Annotated in this window: 16 protein-coding genes; 6 read left to right on the top strand and 10 right to left on the bottom strand. The window is 56.5% G+C overall.

Annotation, left to right across the window (positions count from 1 at the left end; genetic code table 11):
* Positions 1-68: 68 nt before the first annotated feature.
* Positions 69-1,358, bottom strand: coding sequence for a phosphate regulon sensor histidine kinase PhoR (phoR, locus tag ABLV75_RS12540; protein ID WP_004099402.1), 1,290 nt, complete (start codon positions 1,356-1,358; stop codon positions 69-71).
* 21 nt (positions 1,359-1,379) lie between these two features.
* On the bottom strand, positions 1,380-2,069 hold the full coding sequence (gene phoB, locus ABLV75_RS12535) for a phosphate response regulator transcription factor PhoB (RefSeq protein WP_004099401.1): 690 nt from the start codon (positions 2,067-2,069) through the stop codon (positions 1,380-1,382).
* 304 nt (positions 2,070-2,373) lie between these two features.
* Here phoB and sbcD point away from each other — a divergent pair, with 304 nt between their 5' ends.
* The 3 genes from sbcD (at position 2,374) to ABLV75_RS12520 (ending at position 7,357) form a co-directional block, all read left to right on the top strand.
* The gene (gene sbcD / locus ABLV75_RS12530) at positions 2,374-3,576 is read left to right on the top strand and encodes an exonuclease subunit SbcD (protein ID WP_004099400.1); all 1,203 of its coding nucleotides are present in this window, start codon (positions 2,374-2,376) and stop codon (positions 3,574-3,576) included.
* The gene (sbcC, locus tag ABLV75_RS12525) at positions 3,573-6,707 is read left to right on the top strand and encodes an exonuclease subunit SbcC (protein ID WP_004099399.1); all 3,135 of its coding nucleotides are present in this window, start codon (positions 3,573-3,575) and stop codon (positions 6,705-6,707) included. The genes sbcD and sbcC overlap by 4 nt, the downstream gene beginning before the upstream one ends.
* A gap of 287 nt (positions 6,708-6,994) precedes the next feature.
* Complete coding sequence (locus ABLV75_RS12520) at positions 6,995-7,357, top strand: hypothetical protein (RefSeq protein ID WP_004099398.1); 363 nt, start codon at positions 6,995-6,997, stop codon at positions 7,355-7,357.
* A gap of 48 nt (positions 7,358-7,405) precedes the next feature.
* Here ABLV75_RS12520 and mak read toward each other — a convergent pair whose 3' ends face one another.
* Entirely contained in the window at positions 7,406-8,311 is a 906-nt protein-coding gene (gene mak / locus ABLV75_RS12515; RefSeq protein WP_004099397.1) for a fructokinase, read from the bottom strand.
* Between the two features lie 90 nt (positions 8,312-8,401).
* Between mak and rdgC the strand changes: the two genes are divergently transcribed.
* Positions 8,402-9,313, top strand: coding sequence for a recombination-associated protein RdgC (rdgC, locus tag ABLV75_RS12510; protein WP_004099396.1), 912 nt, complete (start codon positions 8,402-8,404; stop codon positions 9,311-9,313).
* A 42-nt stretch (positions 9,314-9,355) separates the two neighbouring features.
* On the opposite strand, the gene ppnP is transcribed toward rdgC, so the two are convergent.
* The 4 genes from ppnP to aroL form a co-directional block, all read right to left on the bottom strand.
* Positions 9,356-9,640: a pyrimidine/purine nucleoside phosphorylase gene (gene ppnP, locus ABLV75_RS12505; RefSeq protein WP_004099395.1), complete on the bottom strand. Its 285-nt coding sequence runs from the start codon at positions 9,638-9,640 to the stop codon at positions 9,356-9,358.
* 87 nt (positions 9,641-9,727) lie between these two features.
* Entirely contained in the window at positions 9,728-10,408 is a 681-nt protein-coding gene (locus ABLV75_RS12500; protein WP_176678779.1) for an AroM family protein, read from the bottom strand.
* A 254-nt stretch (positions 10,409-10,662) separates the two neighbouring features.
* Entirely contained in the window at positions 10,663-10,854 is a 192-nt protein-coding gene (yaiA, locus tag ABLV75_RS12495; protein ID WP_004099393.1) for a protein YaiA, read from the bottom strand.
* Positions 10,855-10,925: 71 nt separating this feature from the next.
* Entirely contained in the window at positions 10,926-11,453 is a 528-nt protein-coding gene (aroL, locus tag ABLV75_RS12490) for a shikimate kinase AroL (RefSeq protein WP_004099392.1), read from the bottom strand.
* A 334-nt stretch (positions 11,454-11,787) separates the two neighbouring features.
* Between aroL and ABLV75_RS12485 the strand changes: the two genes are divergently transcribed.
* The gene (locus ABLV75_RS12485; protein ID WP_004099391.1) at positions 11,788-12,486 is read left to right on the top strand and encodes a DUF2076 domain-containing protein; all 699 of its coding nucleotides are present in this window, start codon (positions 11,788-11,790) and stop codon (positions 12,484-12,486) included.
* Here ABLV75_RS12485 and ABLV75_RS12480 read toward each other — a convergent pair.
* A complete protein-coding gene (locus tag ABLV75_RS12480) occupies positions 12,483-12,941 on the bottom strand; it encodes a YaiI/YqxD family protein (protein WP_004099390.1) in 459 nt (152 codons plus the stop codon). The two genes, ABLV75_RS12485 and ABLV75_RS12480, sit on opposite strands and share 4 nt — an antisense overlap.
* A 115-nt stretch (positions 12,942-13,056) precedes the next feature.
* Here ABLV75_RS12480 and proC point away from each other — a divergent pair, with 115 nt between their 5' ends.
* Entirely contained in the window at positions 13,057-13,866 is an 810-nt protein-coding gene (gene proC / locus ABLV75_RS12475; protein ID WP_004099389.1) for a pyrroline-5-carboxylate reductase, read from the top strand.
* Positions 13,867-13,912: 46 nt separating this feature from the next.
* Here the strand turns inward: proC and psiF are convergent, their stop codons facing one another.
* The gene (psiF, locus tag ABLV75_RS12470; RefSeq protein ID WP_004099387.1) at positions 13,913-14,233 is read right to left on the bottom strand and encodes a phosphate starvation-inducible protein PsiF; all 321 of its coding nucleotides are present in this window, start codon (positions 14,231-14,233) and stop codon (positions 13,913-13,915) included.
* A 90-nt stretch (positions 14,234-14,323) separates the two neighbouring features.
* Entirely contained in the window at positions 14,324-15,754 is a 1,431-nt protein-coding gene (phoA, locus tag ABLV75_RS12465; protein ID WP_024273826.1) for an alkaline phosphatase, read from the bottom strand.
* Positions 15,755-15,819 lie beyond the last annotated feature (65 nt).

The raw sequence follows: 15,819 nt of genomic DNA, 5'->3' as shown, positions 1-15,819 counted from the left end.
ACTGCAAACGAAAATGACCAGCCGAAGCTGGTCATTGGCAAGTTATGCTGACACCCACATGCAGGCGTTCAATTTTTGGCAATTAAACGTTCCGGTAGCAGGAAGCTAAAGCGGGTGCCTTTACCCAGCGTACTCTCAATTTCGAGGCGGCTATCGTGATGGCTGACCGCATGTTTGACAATCGCCAGCCCCAGACCGCTGCCGCCGGTCTGTCTCGAGCGCGCTTTATCCACCCGATAGAAACGCTCGGTCAGGCGCGGAATATGTTCCGGCGCGATGCCCGGCCCGTTATCTTCGACGCTGAACATTGCCCCGTGCGGCGCTCGCTGCCAGCTTACGGTAATATCCGTTCCCGGCGGCGTATGATTGACCGCGTTATACACCAGGTTGGAAATCGCGCTGCGCAGCTGTTCTTCATTACCCAGCACTTTCAGCGATTCATCAACCGAAAAATGCAGCGCATGCTTCTGCTGGCTTAGCGTTTGCGCTTCGCGCTCAACGACCCGCAGCATCATCGGCACATCGATTTTATCGTTCATCGCCAGGACCGGCGCGGCTTCGATTCGCGACAGCGTCAGCAATTGTTTCACCAGGCCTTCCATTCGCTGAGTTTGCTCGCGCATGGTGTGCAACGCTTTTTCGCGCGTCCCCCCTTCCAGCACCTGCTCCTGCATCATCTCCAGATACCCCTGCAGCACCGTCAGCGGCGTACGCAGCTCATGGCTGACGTTAGCGAAAAAGTTTCTCCGCGCCCCTTCCAGCTGGTGCATCTGCGTAACATCGCGCGCAACCATCAGCAGCTGTTTATCGCTGTAGGGCATCACGCGAATCTCCAGATGGCGACCGTTATTCAGTACCAGGTTGAGCGGTTTAGAAAAATCCCTGTATTTCAGGTAATTGGCAAATTCAGGATAGCGCAAGAGGTTAAGGATGTTCTGCCCGTTATCGTCAGGCCAGCGCAGATTCAGGATCTGCTGCGCCAGGCCGTTACACCAGAACATCGCGCCTTCTTCGGTGGTCAGCACTACCGCATCCGGCAGAGACTCCGCCCCGCTGCGAAAGCGCTTAATCAGGTTGCCCAGCTCACGGCGACGCTTTTTATTACGCATCTGCATTTGATGCAGTCCGTACAGCAGCGGCTCCCAGCTGCCACTACCCGGCGGAGGCGTCATGCTGCGGTCAACCCACAGCCACCATGACAGGCGCATCAGATTCCAGAAATGCCAGATAAGAAGACCGGTCACTGCCGCCAATAAAAACCACGGCAGATGACCTAAAAACGCCCCGAGGATCAGGGCCGGGATACAACACAAGAAAAGCTCAAGCGCCAGCCTTTTCCATGACAGCCGTTCCAGCACGGTTCACACTCCTGTCAACATTCAGAATCGGGCGGAGAAACGATATCCCGTACCGCGAACCGTTTGTACCATCCGGTCATGGCCGCTATGTTCCAGCGCTTTGCGCAGACGGCGAATATGCACGTCTACCGTTCTGTCTTCGACATAAACGTTGGTTCCCCAGACGTGATTCAGCAGCTGTTCGCGGCTATAAACCCGTTCCGGGTGGGTCATAAAGAAGTGTAATAATTTAAACTCCGTCGGCCCCATATCCAGCGGATTTTCACCGGTCATGACCCGATGCGAAGAGGGGTCGAGGCTCAGCCCCTGCATTTCAATCACCTCTTCCACCGCCATCGGCGAAATGCGCCGCATCACGGCTTTAATTCGCGCCACCAGCTCTTTCGGGGAAAACGGCTTAGTGATGTAGTCATCGGCGCCGGTCTCCAGACCGCGGACGCGATCTTCCTCTTCGCCGCGGGCGGTGAGCATCACCACGGGAATATCGCGGGTCATCGCTTCACGCTTGAGCTGTTTAATAAACTGCAGACCCGACCCACCCGGCAGCATCCAGTCGAGGAGGATCAAATCCGGCCAGGGTTCATTGAGCTGATTAACCGCGCTGTCAAAATCTTCCGCCTCGACGGGCTGAAAGCCGTTTTGCTCCAGAACAAAGCAAACCATCTCGCGGATTGGAGCTTCATCTTCAACGACCAGAATTCTTCTCGCCATTATTTACCCTGTATTTTTTAGCCATCAGTATAGAAGTGCGCGGCCATTATGCGTCAGATTTATGACAGATTTATGAAAAAAATGACCGCCGGATGAACGCGGATTTCGAATTGTGACACGGACTTATCGCGCCTGAGAGCAGTCTTATCCCCGTAATAATTCGGCTTGCTTAAAGGCAGCAAGGGCGTAAGTCCCAAAAAAGAGATAACGATGCGACTGGGTGGGCGCGGGTAGCCAACGCATAAGCAACTTGAAGGATGACGGGTATATAATGCCGCTTTCGCTTTTACGCTATGGAACAACTATGCGCATCCTTCATACCTCTGACTGGCATCTTGGGCAAAATTTTTACAGTAAAAGTCGCGCCGCCGAACATCAGGCGTTTCTCGACTGGCTGCTGGCCAGCGCGCAGGAACATGACGTCGATGCCATTATTGTCGCGGGCGATATTTTTGATACCGGCTCCCCGCCGAGCTACGCGCGCGAGCTGTATAACCGGTTTGTCGTTCAGCTGCAGCAAACCGGCTGTCGGCTGGTGGTGCTGGCGGGCAACCATGATTCGGTCGCCACCCTCAACGAGTCGCGAGACATTCTTGCGTTCCTGAAAACCACGGTCGTGGCCAATGCCGGCCACGCCCCCTTTATTCTGCCGCTGCGCGACGGTTCGCCGGGGGCGATTTTTTGCCCGGTGCCGTTCCTGCGCCCGCGTGAACTGGTAACCAGCCAGGCCGGGCACTCCAGCGGCGAAAAGCAGCAGCAGCTCCTGAGCGCCATCAGCGACTATTACCAGCAGCAGTACCAGCAGGCCTGCGAACTGCGCGGCGACCGGGCGCTACCGATTATCGCCAGCGGCCATTTAACCACCGTCGGCGCCAGCAAAAGCGACGCGGTGCGCGAAATCTATATCGGTACGCTGGACGCCTTTCCGGCGAGCCGTTTTCCGCCTGCCGACTATATTGCGCTCGGCCATATTCACCGTGCGCAGGTGGTGGGCGGCTGCGAGCATATCCGCTACAGCGGCTCCCCCATCCCGCTGAGCTTTGATGAAGCAGGGAAAAATAAAAGCGTCAATCTGGTCACTTTTACCCACGGGCGTCTGGCGGATGTCACGCCGCTTATCGTTCCCGTCACCCAGCCGCTGGCGGTGCTAAAGGGCGATTTCGCCAGCATTAGCGAGCAGCTAAACCAGTGGCAGGATAGCGCCCTGCAGCCCGCAGTGTGGCTGGATATCGAAATCACCAGCGACGAATATATGCATGATATCCAGCGTAAAATTCAGGCGCAGACCGAAACGCTGCCGGTGGAAGTCCTGCTGGTGCGCCGCAGTCGCGCCCAGCGCAACCGCATTCTGGCCGGCGCTCAGCGAGAGACCCTCAGCGAACTGCAGGTGGAGGATGTCTTCGCCCGCCGTCTGGCGCTGGAAACGCTGGAAGCCGCGCAGCAGCAGCGCCTGGAACAGCTTTTTAATGAAACGCTGCATAGCCTGAACGGTGAGGATCGCCTGTGAAAATACTCAGCTTACGCCTGAAAAACCTCAATTCACTGAAAGGTGAATGGAAAATTGATTTCACCGTTGAGCCGTTCGCCAGCAACGGTCTGTTCGCGATTACCGGGCCGACCGGCGCCGGAAAAACCACGCTGCTGGATGCTATCTGCCTCGCGCTCTATCACGAAACCCCGCGCCTGAGCAGCGTGTCGCAATCACAAAACGATCTGATGACTCGCGACACCGCCGAATGCCTGGCGGAAGTGGAGTTCGAAGTCAAAGGCATCGCCTATCGCGCCTTCTGGAGTCAGAACCGGGCGCGAAACCAGCCGGACGGCAACCTGCAGGTGCCGCGCGTCGAGCTGGCGCGCTGCGAGGATGGCAAAATCCTCGCCGATAAGATCAAAGACAAGCTGGAAATGACCGCCTCGCTCACCGGCCTGGACTATGGCCGCTTCACCCGCTCGATGCTGCTATCGCAGGGGCAGTTCGCCGCCTTCCTGAATGCTAAACCGAAAGAGCGCGCCGAGCTGCTGGAAGAGCTGACCGGTACCGAAATTTACGGCCAGATTTCCGCGCAGGTCTTTGAAAAGCATAAGCAGGCCCGCGTCGAGCTGGAGAAAATCCAGGCTCAGGCTTCCGGCGTCCTGCTGCTAAGCGACGACCAGCAGCAGGCGCTACAGCAAAGTTTGCAAGCGCTTACTGATGAAGAAAAACAGAAGGTTAGCGAACAAAGCCGTCTGCAAAATGCCCGTCAGTGGCTGGTACGCCGCGCAGAGCTGACAGCAGAAGATCTGCAGGCGCAGAGCGCGCTACGCGAAGCCCAATCTGCGCTGGAGCAGGCGCAGCCGCAGCTGACCGTGCTGCTGAATGCCCAGCCTGCAGAGCACTTACGTCCACAGTGGACGCGTCAGCAGGAACAAACCACCGCGCTGGCGCAAACCCGTCGCCTGAGAGAAGAAGTAAATACTCGCTTACATGAAAGGCTGCGACGGCGAGCGGGGATTCGCCTCGCCGCCCGCCAGCAGTCTGAACGCCTGCAGAGCCACCAGCAAACGCTCTCCGCATGGCTAAAAGAGCATGACCGTTTTCAGCGGTGGGGCAATGCGCTGGCGGGCTGGCGGGCGGCTTTCCAGCAGCAGACTCGCGATACCCAGCAGCAAGCCGCCCTGCAGCAACGTCTGGCGGAAACCCGTCGCAGACTGGCAGACCTGCCGCCCGCCGGGCTGACGCTGGATGCCGAACAGGTCAGCGCCGGGCTGGCGCAGCACGCCGCGGCTCGCGCTCTGCGCCAGCAGCTCTCAGCGCTACATAGTCAACTTCAGCCTCTGGGCCAGCGCCTGATGCAGCTCAACGCCGCCGGGCAGGCCACCAGGCAGGAGCAGGAAAAACTGGAAGCGATACTGGCTCAGCGCCGTCAGGCTTATAAAGAGAAGAATCAGCAGCTGAGCGATGTGAAAGCCCTGTGCGAAATGGAAGCGCGCATTGCCGGTCTTGAGGCCGAGCGTGCTCGCCTGCAGCCCGGTACCCCTTGTCCGCTCTGCGGTTCCGCGCAGCATCCGGCCGTCGCCGAATATCAGGCGCTGGTTCCCGGCGTTAATCAGGCGCGGCGCGATGCGCTGGAGCGCGAAGTTAAACAGCTGGCGGAGGCTGGCGCCCTGGTGCGCGGCGAGCTGGACGCCCTGATTAAGCACCAGCAAAAAGAGGCGGCTGAGAAAGCATCGCTTCTGCAGCAGGAGCAAGCGCTTACATCACGCTGGCAGGAGACGATCGGCGGATTAAATATCGACCTGACGCCAAAGGATGATATTCCGGGCTGGATAAATGCGCAGCAGGAGCATGAACAGCGGCTCTATCAGCATCAGCAGCGTCTGGCCTGGCAGGCTCAGCAGCAGGAGTGCCAGCAGCAGCTTCAGCAGCTACAGCAGGAACAAGAGCAGCGCAGCGCCGCGCTGGCGGCCGAACTGAGCGCCTTTAGCCTGAGCCTACCGGCTGCAGAGCAGACCGCGAGCTGGCTGGCGCTGCGGGAAGAAGAGACCCGCAGCTGGCAGGCCAAACAGAATGAACTGCTCGCCCTGCAGGAACAGCTCCAGCAGCTGACCCCGCTGCTGGAGGCCTTACCGGAAACGGACTTAGCGGCAGAACCCGCGCCGCTCGACGGCTGGCGTCAGGTGCACGATGACTGCCTCGCGCTCCAGAGCCAGTGGCAAACTCTGGGGCAGCAGGAGAGCCAGCAGCAGGTTCAGTTGAAAGAGAGCGAAGCGCAGTTCAGCGCAGCGCTGGCCGCCAGCCCCTTCGCGGACCGGCAGGCATTTCTCGCCGCGCTGCTTGATGAGGAAACGCGCCAGCGTCTCGAAAACCTGAAACAGACGCTGGAGAGCAGGCTACAGCAGAATCAGGCGCTGGCGCTACGGGCTCGCGAAGCGCTCGATAACCACAGCCGGCAGCCGCCGGCGGAAATGGACTTCAGCCAGTCTCTTGAGCAGGTGCAGGAACAGCTTCAGCAGCTAACGACGCTGCTGCGGGAAAACAGCGCCCGTCAGGGAGAGATTCGCCAGCAGCTGAAACAGAATGCAGAAAACCAGCAGCGTCAGCACGCTTTACGCCAGCAGATGGAGCGCACCGCGCAGGAAGTGGAAGACTGGGGATGGCTGAACTCGCTTATCGGCTCCAGGGAGGGCGATAAATTCCGTAAATTTGCCCAGGGCCTGACGCTGGATAATCTGGTGTGGCTGGCCAACCATCAGCTTAATCGCCTGCACGGTCGCTATCTGCTGCAACGTAAAGCCAGCGATGCCCTGGAGCTTGAAGTGGTCGACACCTGGCAAGCGGACGCGGTGCGCGACACCCGGACCCTCTCCGGCGGCGAGAGTTTCCTCGTAAGCCTCGCGCTGGCGCTGGCGCTCTCCGACCTGGTGAGCCATAAGACGCGGATAGACTCGTTGTTTCTTGATGAGGGCTTCGGCACGCTGGATAGCGAAACCCTCGATACCGCGCTGGATGCGCTGGACGCGCTCAACGCCAGCGGCAAGGTTATCGGCGTCATCAGCCACGTCGAGGCGATGAAAGAGCGCATTCCGGTGCAAATTAAAGTTAAAAAGATCAACGGGCTGGGCTATAGCCGCCTGGATAAAACCTTCGCCGTCGAATAATGTTCTCCCTCCGCACCTGTCTTCAAGACCTCTCCCACGGGAGAGGTCGCTCCGTTGTCCGGGTCAGAAATTCACGATACATCTTGATATCGCACGAATATGCATGATAAGTTCAATTAAATTGCTTTAATGATGAAAATCAGGCTAATTCATGCATGAAAACGCGTTTATTATCGTCATCGCATCATTTCGTGCAAAAACGTGCATCGATAACTTTTCTGACGGGCGAACTGCGGCCTCCGGCAGCATCGTCCCATCCCCTCTGGCCCATTAAGAAGGTCTTAACCATGAAAAATTTACTAATTTTGATTGCCGGCCCGGTACGCAGCGGCACTCACAATCGCGCGGAACTAATCGACGCTAACCTGAACAATATGGCCCAGGTTGCGCTACGCGTTTATCAGAAAGGACATATCCCCGTGGTCGGCGAATGGCTGGCTCTCCCCATTGCCAAAGCCGCGGGCTCCACGGAAATTGGCGATGCGATTAGCGAGGAATATCTCTACCCCGTCGCTCACCGCTTAATTAGCCGCTGTGACGCTATTTTACGCCTGCCGGGCGAATCTCGCGGCGCGGATCTGGATATTGAGGAAGGCAAAAAAAGGGGGCTGTCGATTTATTACAGCCTGGAGGAGATCCCGGACCGATAATCCGCAGGGTACCCGCTGCACCGTTCAGGCCGCGCAGCGGGTTGAAGATTACAGCGGCCACAGCCAGGCCGCGCCGCGCACGCCACTGGAGTCCCCGTGCACCGCCCGGCGAATCGGCGTCTCGCATTCACCGCCGAATACCCATGGTTTTAGCAGATTCGGCACCGTTTGATAGAGACGATCAACGTTGCTCATTCCCCCGCCAAGCACAATGACGTCCGGATCGAGAATGTTGACCACGTGAGCCAACGACTTCGCCAGCCGCATCTCGTAGCGGCTCAGCGCCAGTTCCGCCACCGGATCCTGCTCGCTGACGCGCTGCATAATCTCGCTGCCCTTTAGCTGGTGGCCGCTTAACCGCTTGTAATCGATAGCAAAGCCGGTGCCGGAAATAAAGGTTTCGATACAGCCCTGTTTACCGCAGTAGCACGGTACTTCAGCGCGATAGCGCAGTTCATCCTCATCCATCCACGGCAGCGGATTGTGTCCCCACTCGCCCGCCGTGCCGTTGCCGCCAATATGGGCGCGTCCGTTAAGCGCCACGCCTGAACCGCAGCCGGTGCCAATGATCACCGCGAATACCGTTTGCGCCCCGGCCGCCGCGCCGTCGACCGCTTCCGACACCGCGAGGCAGTTGGCATCGTTGGCCAGACGCACTTCACGTTGCAGGCGCTGGCAAAGGTCTCTATCAAACGGCTGGCCGTTGAGCCACGTTGAGTTGGCATTTTTAACTACGCCGGTATAAGGCGAAATCGAACCGGGGATGCCGACGCCGACCGTGCCGCTCTGCCCGGTAGCCTGCTCGGCCATCTCGACCAGCGAGGCTATCGTCTCTATCGTCTGGCGATAATCCCCCCCTGGCGTAGGCAGGCGGTGGCGAAATAGCTGCTCTCCCTGGTCGCTCAGCGCGATGACTTCCGTTTTGGTCCCGCCTAAATCAATCCCAATGCGCACTGTGAATTCCTCTCCCGATTAACAATGCAAGCATAGCGACAATTCGCTATCATGCCCGCTGGATTTAACGACAAAGCCGTGGAAATTATCATGCTGTGGTTCAAAAATTTAATGGTTTATCGTCTCAGCCGCGACATTTCCCTGCGCGCCGAGGAGATGGAAAAACAGCTGGCCGAGCTGACATTTACCCCATGCGGCAGCCAGGATATGGCCAAAACCGGTTGGGTTCCGCCGATGGGCTCGCACAGTGATGCGCTGACCCATACGGCAAATGGCCAGATAGTTATCTGCGCGCGTAAAGAAGAGAAGATCCTGCCGTCTCCGGTGATCAAACAGGCGCTGGAAGCAAAGATCTTCAAGCTGGAAGCCGAACAGGGCCGTAAGCTGAAAAAAACGGAAAAAGATTCGCTGAAGGATGAAGTGCTTCATTCCCTGCTGCCGCGCGCCTTTAGCCGCTTCAGCCAGACCATGATGTGGATCGATACCGTCAACGGGTTGATCATGGTGGACTGCGCCAGCGCCAAAAAAGCGGAAGATACGCTGGCGCTGCTGCGTAAAACCCTGGGCTCGCTGCCGGTTGTTCCGCTGGCGCTGGAAACCCCGATCGAACTGACGCTGACCGAGTGGGTGCGTTCCGGTACCGTGGCTCAGGGCTTCCAGCTGCTGGATGAAGCCGAGCTGAAAGCGATGCTGGAAGATGGCGGCGTGATCCGCGCGAAAAAACAGGATCTGGTCAGCGATGAGATCGCTGTGCACATTGAGGCTGGTAAGGTGGTGACCAAGCTGGCGCTCGACTGGCAACAGCGCATTCAGTTCTTAATGTGCGATGATGGTTCGATTAAACGTCTGAAGTTCTGCGACGAGCTGCGGGACCAGAATGAAGATATCGACCGGGAAGATTTCGCTCAGCGCTTTGACGCGGACTTTATTCTGATGACCGGCGAACTGGCCGCGCTAATTCAGAATCTGGTAGAAGGGTTAGGCGGCGAAGCGCAGCGCTAATCGGGTAAATTCCTTCCTGCCTGCGCAGGAAGGAAACGAACGTTACAGATAGCGGCACAGATAAGACGTGGGTTCAGCCACCTGCAAATTAAACTCGCTATTCCCCGGAACGTTGAATACTTCCCCGGCAGCATAGACTTTCCACTCGGTTTCACCCGGCAGAAGAACGTTCAGCGCGCCGCTGACTACGGTCATCTCTTCCGGCTGCGCGGTCCCGAAGGTGTATTCCCCTTCCGCCATAACGCCCACGCTCGCACGACCGGTGCTGCTGCTGGTGAAGCCAATGGATTTTACTTTTCCGTCAAAGTATTCATTGCTTTGAAGCATAAACTCGCCCTTATGATCTTGTGTTGAAGGCACAATATAGGGGGCGCTCCTTGCCCCTGTCACGTAAAATTAACGTGTTACAACAGGTTAAACTAATAGTTCTGCCGCCAGCCGTGAAATCAGTATATTTGACAATAAAACCGGAATATCCAGCGCTTTTTGTAATATATCGCGATGCTGCTGGTGGTAACAAAGACAATCCAGCATTAATACGTCAGCGCCTTGTTCAATCAACTCCCTGCCCGCGGCCAGCAGCTGTTCTTTACTACCGTTAACCGGACTGCAGATAGCATAAAAAGGAGTATGCGTTAACACCTGCCATTTATCCCGCTGCAGCGGCAGCATCTCTTCCACCGGAACAATTACTCCCACCTGATGGCCGTCAACAATCGACGCGACCAGCGGCGGAATGATCCTTTGCGGCTCGAGCAGGATTGCATTATTTGCTTTAAATCCGCTAAAAGGATGGGTACTCATCAGTAAAATAAGGTCGTAATTTTGTTTATCGAGCATCGCAATGACGCTATGTAAATCACGTTCAACTTTCTGCCGCGAGACTTGCGCGATTTGATTATCATTGAGCAAGGTTAACAGCGCTTCATCGCCGGGTTCCACGCAGTAATCGCGCATAACATCTTCGCGCGCCATTTTGCCTAACAGGCTAATATGATTGATCTGATCTTCCCTGATATGTTCAGTTAAAAGCGGCAACATCTCCGCCACCGGTACCACCCCAATGGTCAAAATTGCCATCGATGCACTACTCATATCATTTACCTTTGTCACAACCGCTGTTTCAAAACAGGCTTCTATTTACGACTTCTGCCCCCTGGTGACCAAAATCAACCGTCGTGAAGCGTAGCAGGTTACGGCTAATATGGAATGTAAAGATTCCAGAAGCGCTTAAAACGCTCCTGAAAATCCGTATCTTAGTTAATCATTAGTACTGTTAATTAATTAAAAATGTGATATATGCCCGGTTACGACTTTTTCAGAGCGAATCCCGGACATTTATTGGGGAATTATGACTTATCAGGATCTTCGTAACGCCGTTTAGCGTCCAGCGCTTCCTGTTCTGTAGGGTGCTCACTGATAAGCGAGTCAGGCGTCGGATGGTCAGCGCGCAGTTCGTACCAGGTCACCGTTTGCCCCTCGGGGCCTTTCTCAACGGCGACAACGCGCGCTTCCCTTGGATATGGAGGTCTGGTCGGCATAGCATTTCCTTTTTTTACCTTAAGAGATTTAAAGTATAGGCGCTGCCGATCCGTTTACCCCAGGTAAAGTCTTAACTGGTATAGGTCTCACCGCAGACGGTCGTCATAATCTGTTCAACGACTTCATCCGGCGGGACGGTCGCGTTGATAATATGATGCGCGGCGGCCCGATACAGCGCTTCCCTCTGTGCCAGCACCTCCCCCACTTCATCGCGGATCGGCTTTCCGGTCAGCGTAGGGCGCTGTTCCGCCTTCGGATAGGCTTCAAGACGACCAATCAGGGCAGAAACCGTGGCCTCAAGATAGATCACGACGCCATTTTCCCGCATAAACTGACGATTGTATTCGCTGAGAATAATGCCGCCGCCGGTAGCGATGATCGTTGCGGGTTGAGCGACGCGTTCCAGCGCCTGCGTTTCCAGAGCGCGAAAGCGTTCCCAGCCTTCCTGCTGAACGATAGTCGCCACGCTGCGTTGTTCATGCTCCTGAAGCTCATGATCCGTATCGGCGAACTGGAAACCGCGAGCTTCCGCCAGCGCATGACCGATCGTCGTTTTACCGCAGCCGCGAGGCCCGACAAGAAAAATTAGCTGTGTCATTACCGAAGACCCCTTGGTTCCGCGTTTTGCGGATAAATGAAAGCGAAAAGAGAAACAATGGTACCGCAAACTTACCCGACGATAACCGTAAAATAAACGTTACACACCATCTGCAAACCCTTTCACCTTAGTATTAGAAAGGACTTTAAATGTAAACTTATCATTGCATGTGGTGTTATGCCAGCTTTACTTTTGTACAAAAGTTATTTTTTGTTCGCAGTCTGGCGTAAACAGTAACACATTTCTGCACAGCTTTACGCAGCCACATATTTACAACATCCGTGCTTCGGAGCGAATCTGAGGCTAATCAATCAGTATGACAGAGGTATGTAGTATGCAATCTGAAGAGCAACGCCTTATCGATGGACTGTTTTCCCGGTTAAAAGAGGCCGAGAGCCGCAGCGCATCGCGCGATTCCAGCGCCGAGGAGCGGATTGCCGGGCACATTAAAGAACAACCGTTCGCCCCTTACTATATGGCGCAAACGATTCTGATTCAGGAAGCGGCAATCAAGCAGCTCAACGAGCGGATTCAGGCGCTGGAAAGTCAGGTCAGCCAGCTGCAGGCCGCGAAGCCGAGCAGCGGTGGCTTTCTCTCTGGTCTGTTTGGCGGCGGTCAGTCTCGCGGTTCCGATCCCATTCCTGGGGCCGAGCAGTATGGTCGCCCTCAGGCCAGCGTCCAGCCTCAGTATGCTCCGCAGACGCAACAGCAGAGCTATGCGCCTCAGGGCGCCCGCAGCGGCGGCGGTTTTATGGCCGGTGCGCTGCAAACGGCGGCGGGCGTTGCGGGCGGGGTGGTGCTGGGAAACATGCTCACCAATATGTTTAGCGGCTCGCATCCGCAGGAGATCGTTAATATCATCGAAGAGAAACCGCAGCCGGATCTCAGCCAGGCGCAGGACAATAGCGTCGCTGACGATACCTTCCGCCAGGATGACAGTCAGTTCCTTGCCGACAACAACGACTATGATGCCGACTTCGACGCCGGTTTTGGCAACGATGATTTCGGCAGCGACGACGACAGCTGGGTTTAACCCTGCTGGCGCTTGACGTCCAGCAGCCATTTCTCCAGCGCGGCGGCAAACTGCTGTCGATCGCGCTGGGATAAGCTATCCGGGCCGCCGGTCTGCACGCCGCTGGCCCGCATCGTTTCCATAAAATCGCGCATCGTGAGGCGTTCGCGTATCGTCGCCTCACTGTAGCGTTCGCCGCGCGGGTTCAGCGCCGCCCCACCCTTCGCCAGCACTTCCGCCGCCAGCGGGATATCGGCGGTAATCACCAGATCCCCCGGTTCACATAAACGTACGATTTCGTTATCCGCCACGTCAAAACCCTGCGCCACGCGCAGCGTGCGAATAAAGCGCGACGGCGGGACGCGCAGCGGCTGGTTAGCGACCAGCGTCAGCGAGATTTGCGTACGCTCGGCGGCGCGGAACAAAATATCTTTAATGACGTTCGGACACGCGTCCGCATCAACCCAAATAGCCATTGCGGCTCCTGTCGATGAAAAAGAGATAACGTATTGTCGCCTGCTTTGGCCTTCCGCGAAAGCAACAAGATGATAAGCTATGTCGCTAACGATAAAACAAACAAGGGGATTGGTGATGGAGAAGAAAATCGGCTTTATCGGCTGCGGCAACATGGGCAAGGCCATTCTCGGCGGCCTGATCGCCAGCGGACAGGTTCAGCCGGGACAAATCTGGGTCTACACCCCGTCGCCGGATAAAGTGGCGGCCCTGCACGACCAGTACGGCATAAATGCGGCGCAAAGCGCGCAGGAAGTGGCTCAGGTAGCGGATATTATCTTTGGCGCCGTTAAGCCGGGCGTGATGGTGAAAGTTCTCAGCGACGTTGCCTCCAGCCTGAATAAAGACTCTCTGGTGGTTTCCATTGCCGCTGGCGTCACCCTCGACCAGCTGGCGCGCGCTCTGGGCCACGATCGTAAAATAGTCCGCGCGATGCCCAATACGCCTTCGCTGGTTAATGCGGGCATGACGTCGGTTACGCCAAACGCGCTGGTTAGCGCCGAAGAGACCGCGGATATCCTGACCATCTTCCGTTGCTTTGGCCAGGCGGAAATTATTGCTGAGCCGATGATCCACCCGGTGGTAGGCGTCAGCGGCTCCGCGCCGGCTTACGTCTTTATGTTTATCGAAGCAATGGCTGATGCCGCCGTACTCGGCGGAATGCCGCGCGCTCAGGCATATAAATTCGCAGCCCAGGCGGTGATGGGCTCGGCCAAAATGGTGCTCGAAAGCGGGGAACATCCGGGCGCGCTGAAGGATATGGTGTGCTCGCCGGGCGGCACGACGATCGAGGCCGTGCGCGTGCTGGAAGAGAAGGGTTTCCGTTCCGCCGTTATCGAAGCCATGGCGAAATGCATGGAAAAATCAGAGCAGCTGAGCCGTTCCTGATATCCACATCGGACAGCGGGTGGGGTATCCCTCACCCGCTCATTTTCTACACCTGTTTTTTCAGGCACGCGCTCATAAATTTGCTGCGATCGTCACCTTTCAGCGACTGCTGGGTCGCCTGACCGTTGCACTCGCGCATTTTTAGCTGCTGAGGCGTTAACCCCTTACCGTCCTGGGCCGCGCCCTCTTTCTTCAGGCAGCTGCTCATAAACGTTTTACGCTCATCCCCTTTTAGCGACTTCGCTGATGCTTCTTTATTGCAGACGCTCATCTTTTGCTGCTGAGGGGTCAACTCTTTTTCCGCGGCACTCACCGCTGTCATAAATACCAGGCCAAAAAGTAGGGTCACAAGTAATGTTATTTTCATCGCACCATCCTCTATGAGTGGAACACTGTAAGTCTGGTCGCTGATGGAGAAAAAACCAGCCGGTAACGAAAATTCATCACCGGCGTCCGGTTATTTCAGATTAAGTGCGGCTTTCATGGTGTAAAACAGGTCGGTCTGATCGGTTAAGCCCACCACGTTAGCCGCATGCGGGCCATAGGCGGCGATACGCAGCTGAGTACCGGTATGCTCCATCGACTCTTCTTCAGAGTTGCCGTAGCTCATCACCATCACCGAGCCATCTTTGGTGTTCAGCGCCTGCGTCAGGCCCGGCGCTTTGGTATCGGCGGGGATAATCTGGCTGGCGTGAGCGTGGTCGGCGGTGACGATAACCAGGGTGTTGCCCTCTTTTTTGGCAAATTCCAGCGCCTTCTGTACCGCTTCATCCAGATCGACGGTCTCGCCAATCTGGCCGCACGGATTCGCCGCATGATCCTGTTTATCGATGGAAGCGCCTTCCACCTGCAGGAAGAAGCCTTTCTCATTGCTGCTCAGCAGATCGATGGCTTTTTCAGTCATCTGCGCCAGCGTCGGCACCGATGCATCGCGTTTCGGGTTCGGAGTACAGGTTACTGCCGCCTTATCGATATTGCCGTGATAAGACGCCTTTGGGCCTTCCCAACGCACCGGCATATTGCCTTCCGCGAAGAGACCGAGCAGCGGTTTATCCTGATTTGCCTGGCTAATGGCGGCCAGTGAGCTGGCATCGGTAACGATCTGGTAGCCGCGGGCCACCGCCTGCTCGTGCAGCGTTTTGCCCTGCCATTCGCCGGCCGTCGCGCTTTCAGCGAAGGTTTTCGCTCCGCCGCCCAGCGTCACGTCGGGACGCGCGTTCAGCAGTTGTTCGGTAATGGAACCTTTCCCGCCCTTTTCCAGCGCATTGCTGGCACATTTTTCGCTGGTCACGCTCGGGCCGTAGCATTTACGCGAAGTGACGTGCGCCACCAGCGCAGCCGGCGTCGCGTCCTGCAGTTCCGCCGTTGAGACGTTACCGGTGGCTAAACCCGCCGCTTTCGCCAGCTCAAGGATAGTCTGATGATCTTTTTCATGGATATCGACGCCCAGCGCGCCGTTATAGCTTTTTACGCCGGTGGTCCATGCGGTAGCGGAAGCGGCGGAGTCGGTCACATAATTCGGCTTGCCGGTTTTCTTATCCAGCGAATAGTGGGTGTACTGGCCAGTCAGCGGCAGCGCGTCAATCCCTTTAAAAAATCCGCCCGCCCCTTCTGCATAATTTCGCGCGGCGGTAATTTCAGAATCCCCCATCCCGTCGCCAATCAGCAAAATAATATTTTTAGCTGGTTTATTGATTAACGAAGCGCGCAGCGCCTCGGTCCGATCGCCGCTTAAACGACGCGCGCCGCCCGGCGTGGTGATATCGCCCTGGGCGGCGCGATTTTCCAGAACCGGTGCGGTTGTTGTTTCTGCGTGAATAATCGGGGAGCCCAGCAGAGGTAGCAGGGCAATAAACAGGGCGCTTAATTTCACTTTTATCGTCTCCATGTAAAAAATACTTTAAAAAACAAAACGAGGGAGACTGTATAAAAGCGATGTGACAGTAAAATGAC

The organism is Klebsiella sp. CN_Kp066 (genome assembly GCF_040065135.1).
Lineage (GTDB): Bacteria > Pseudomonadota > Gammaproteobacteria > Enterobacterales > Enterobacteriaceae > Klebsiella > Klebsiella oxytoca.
This window is presented reverse-complemented; position numbering and strand designations above follow the sequence as displayed.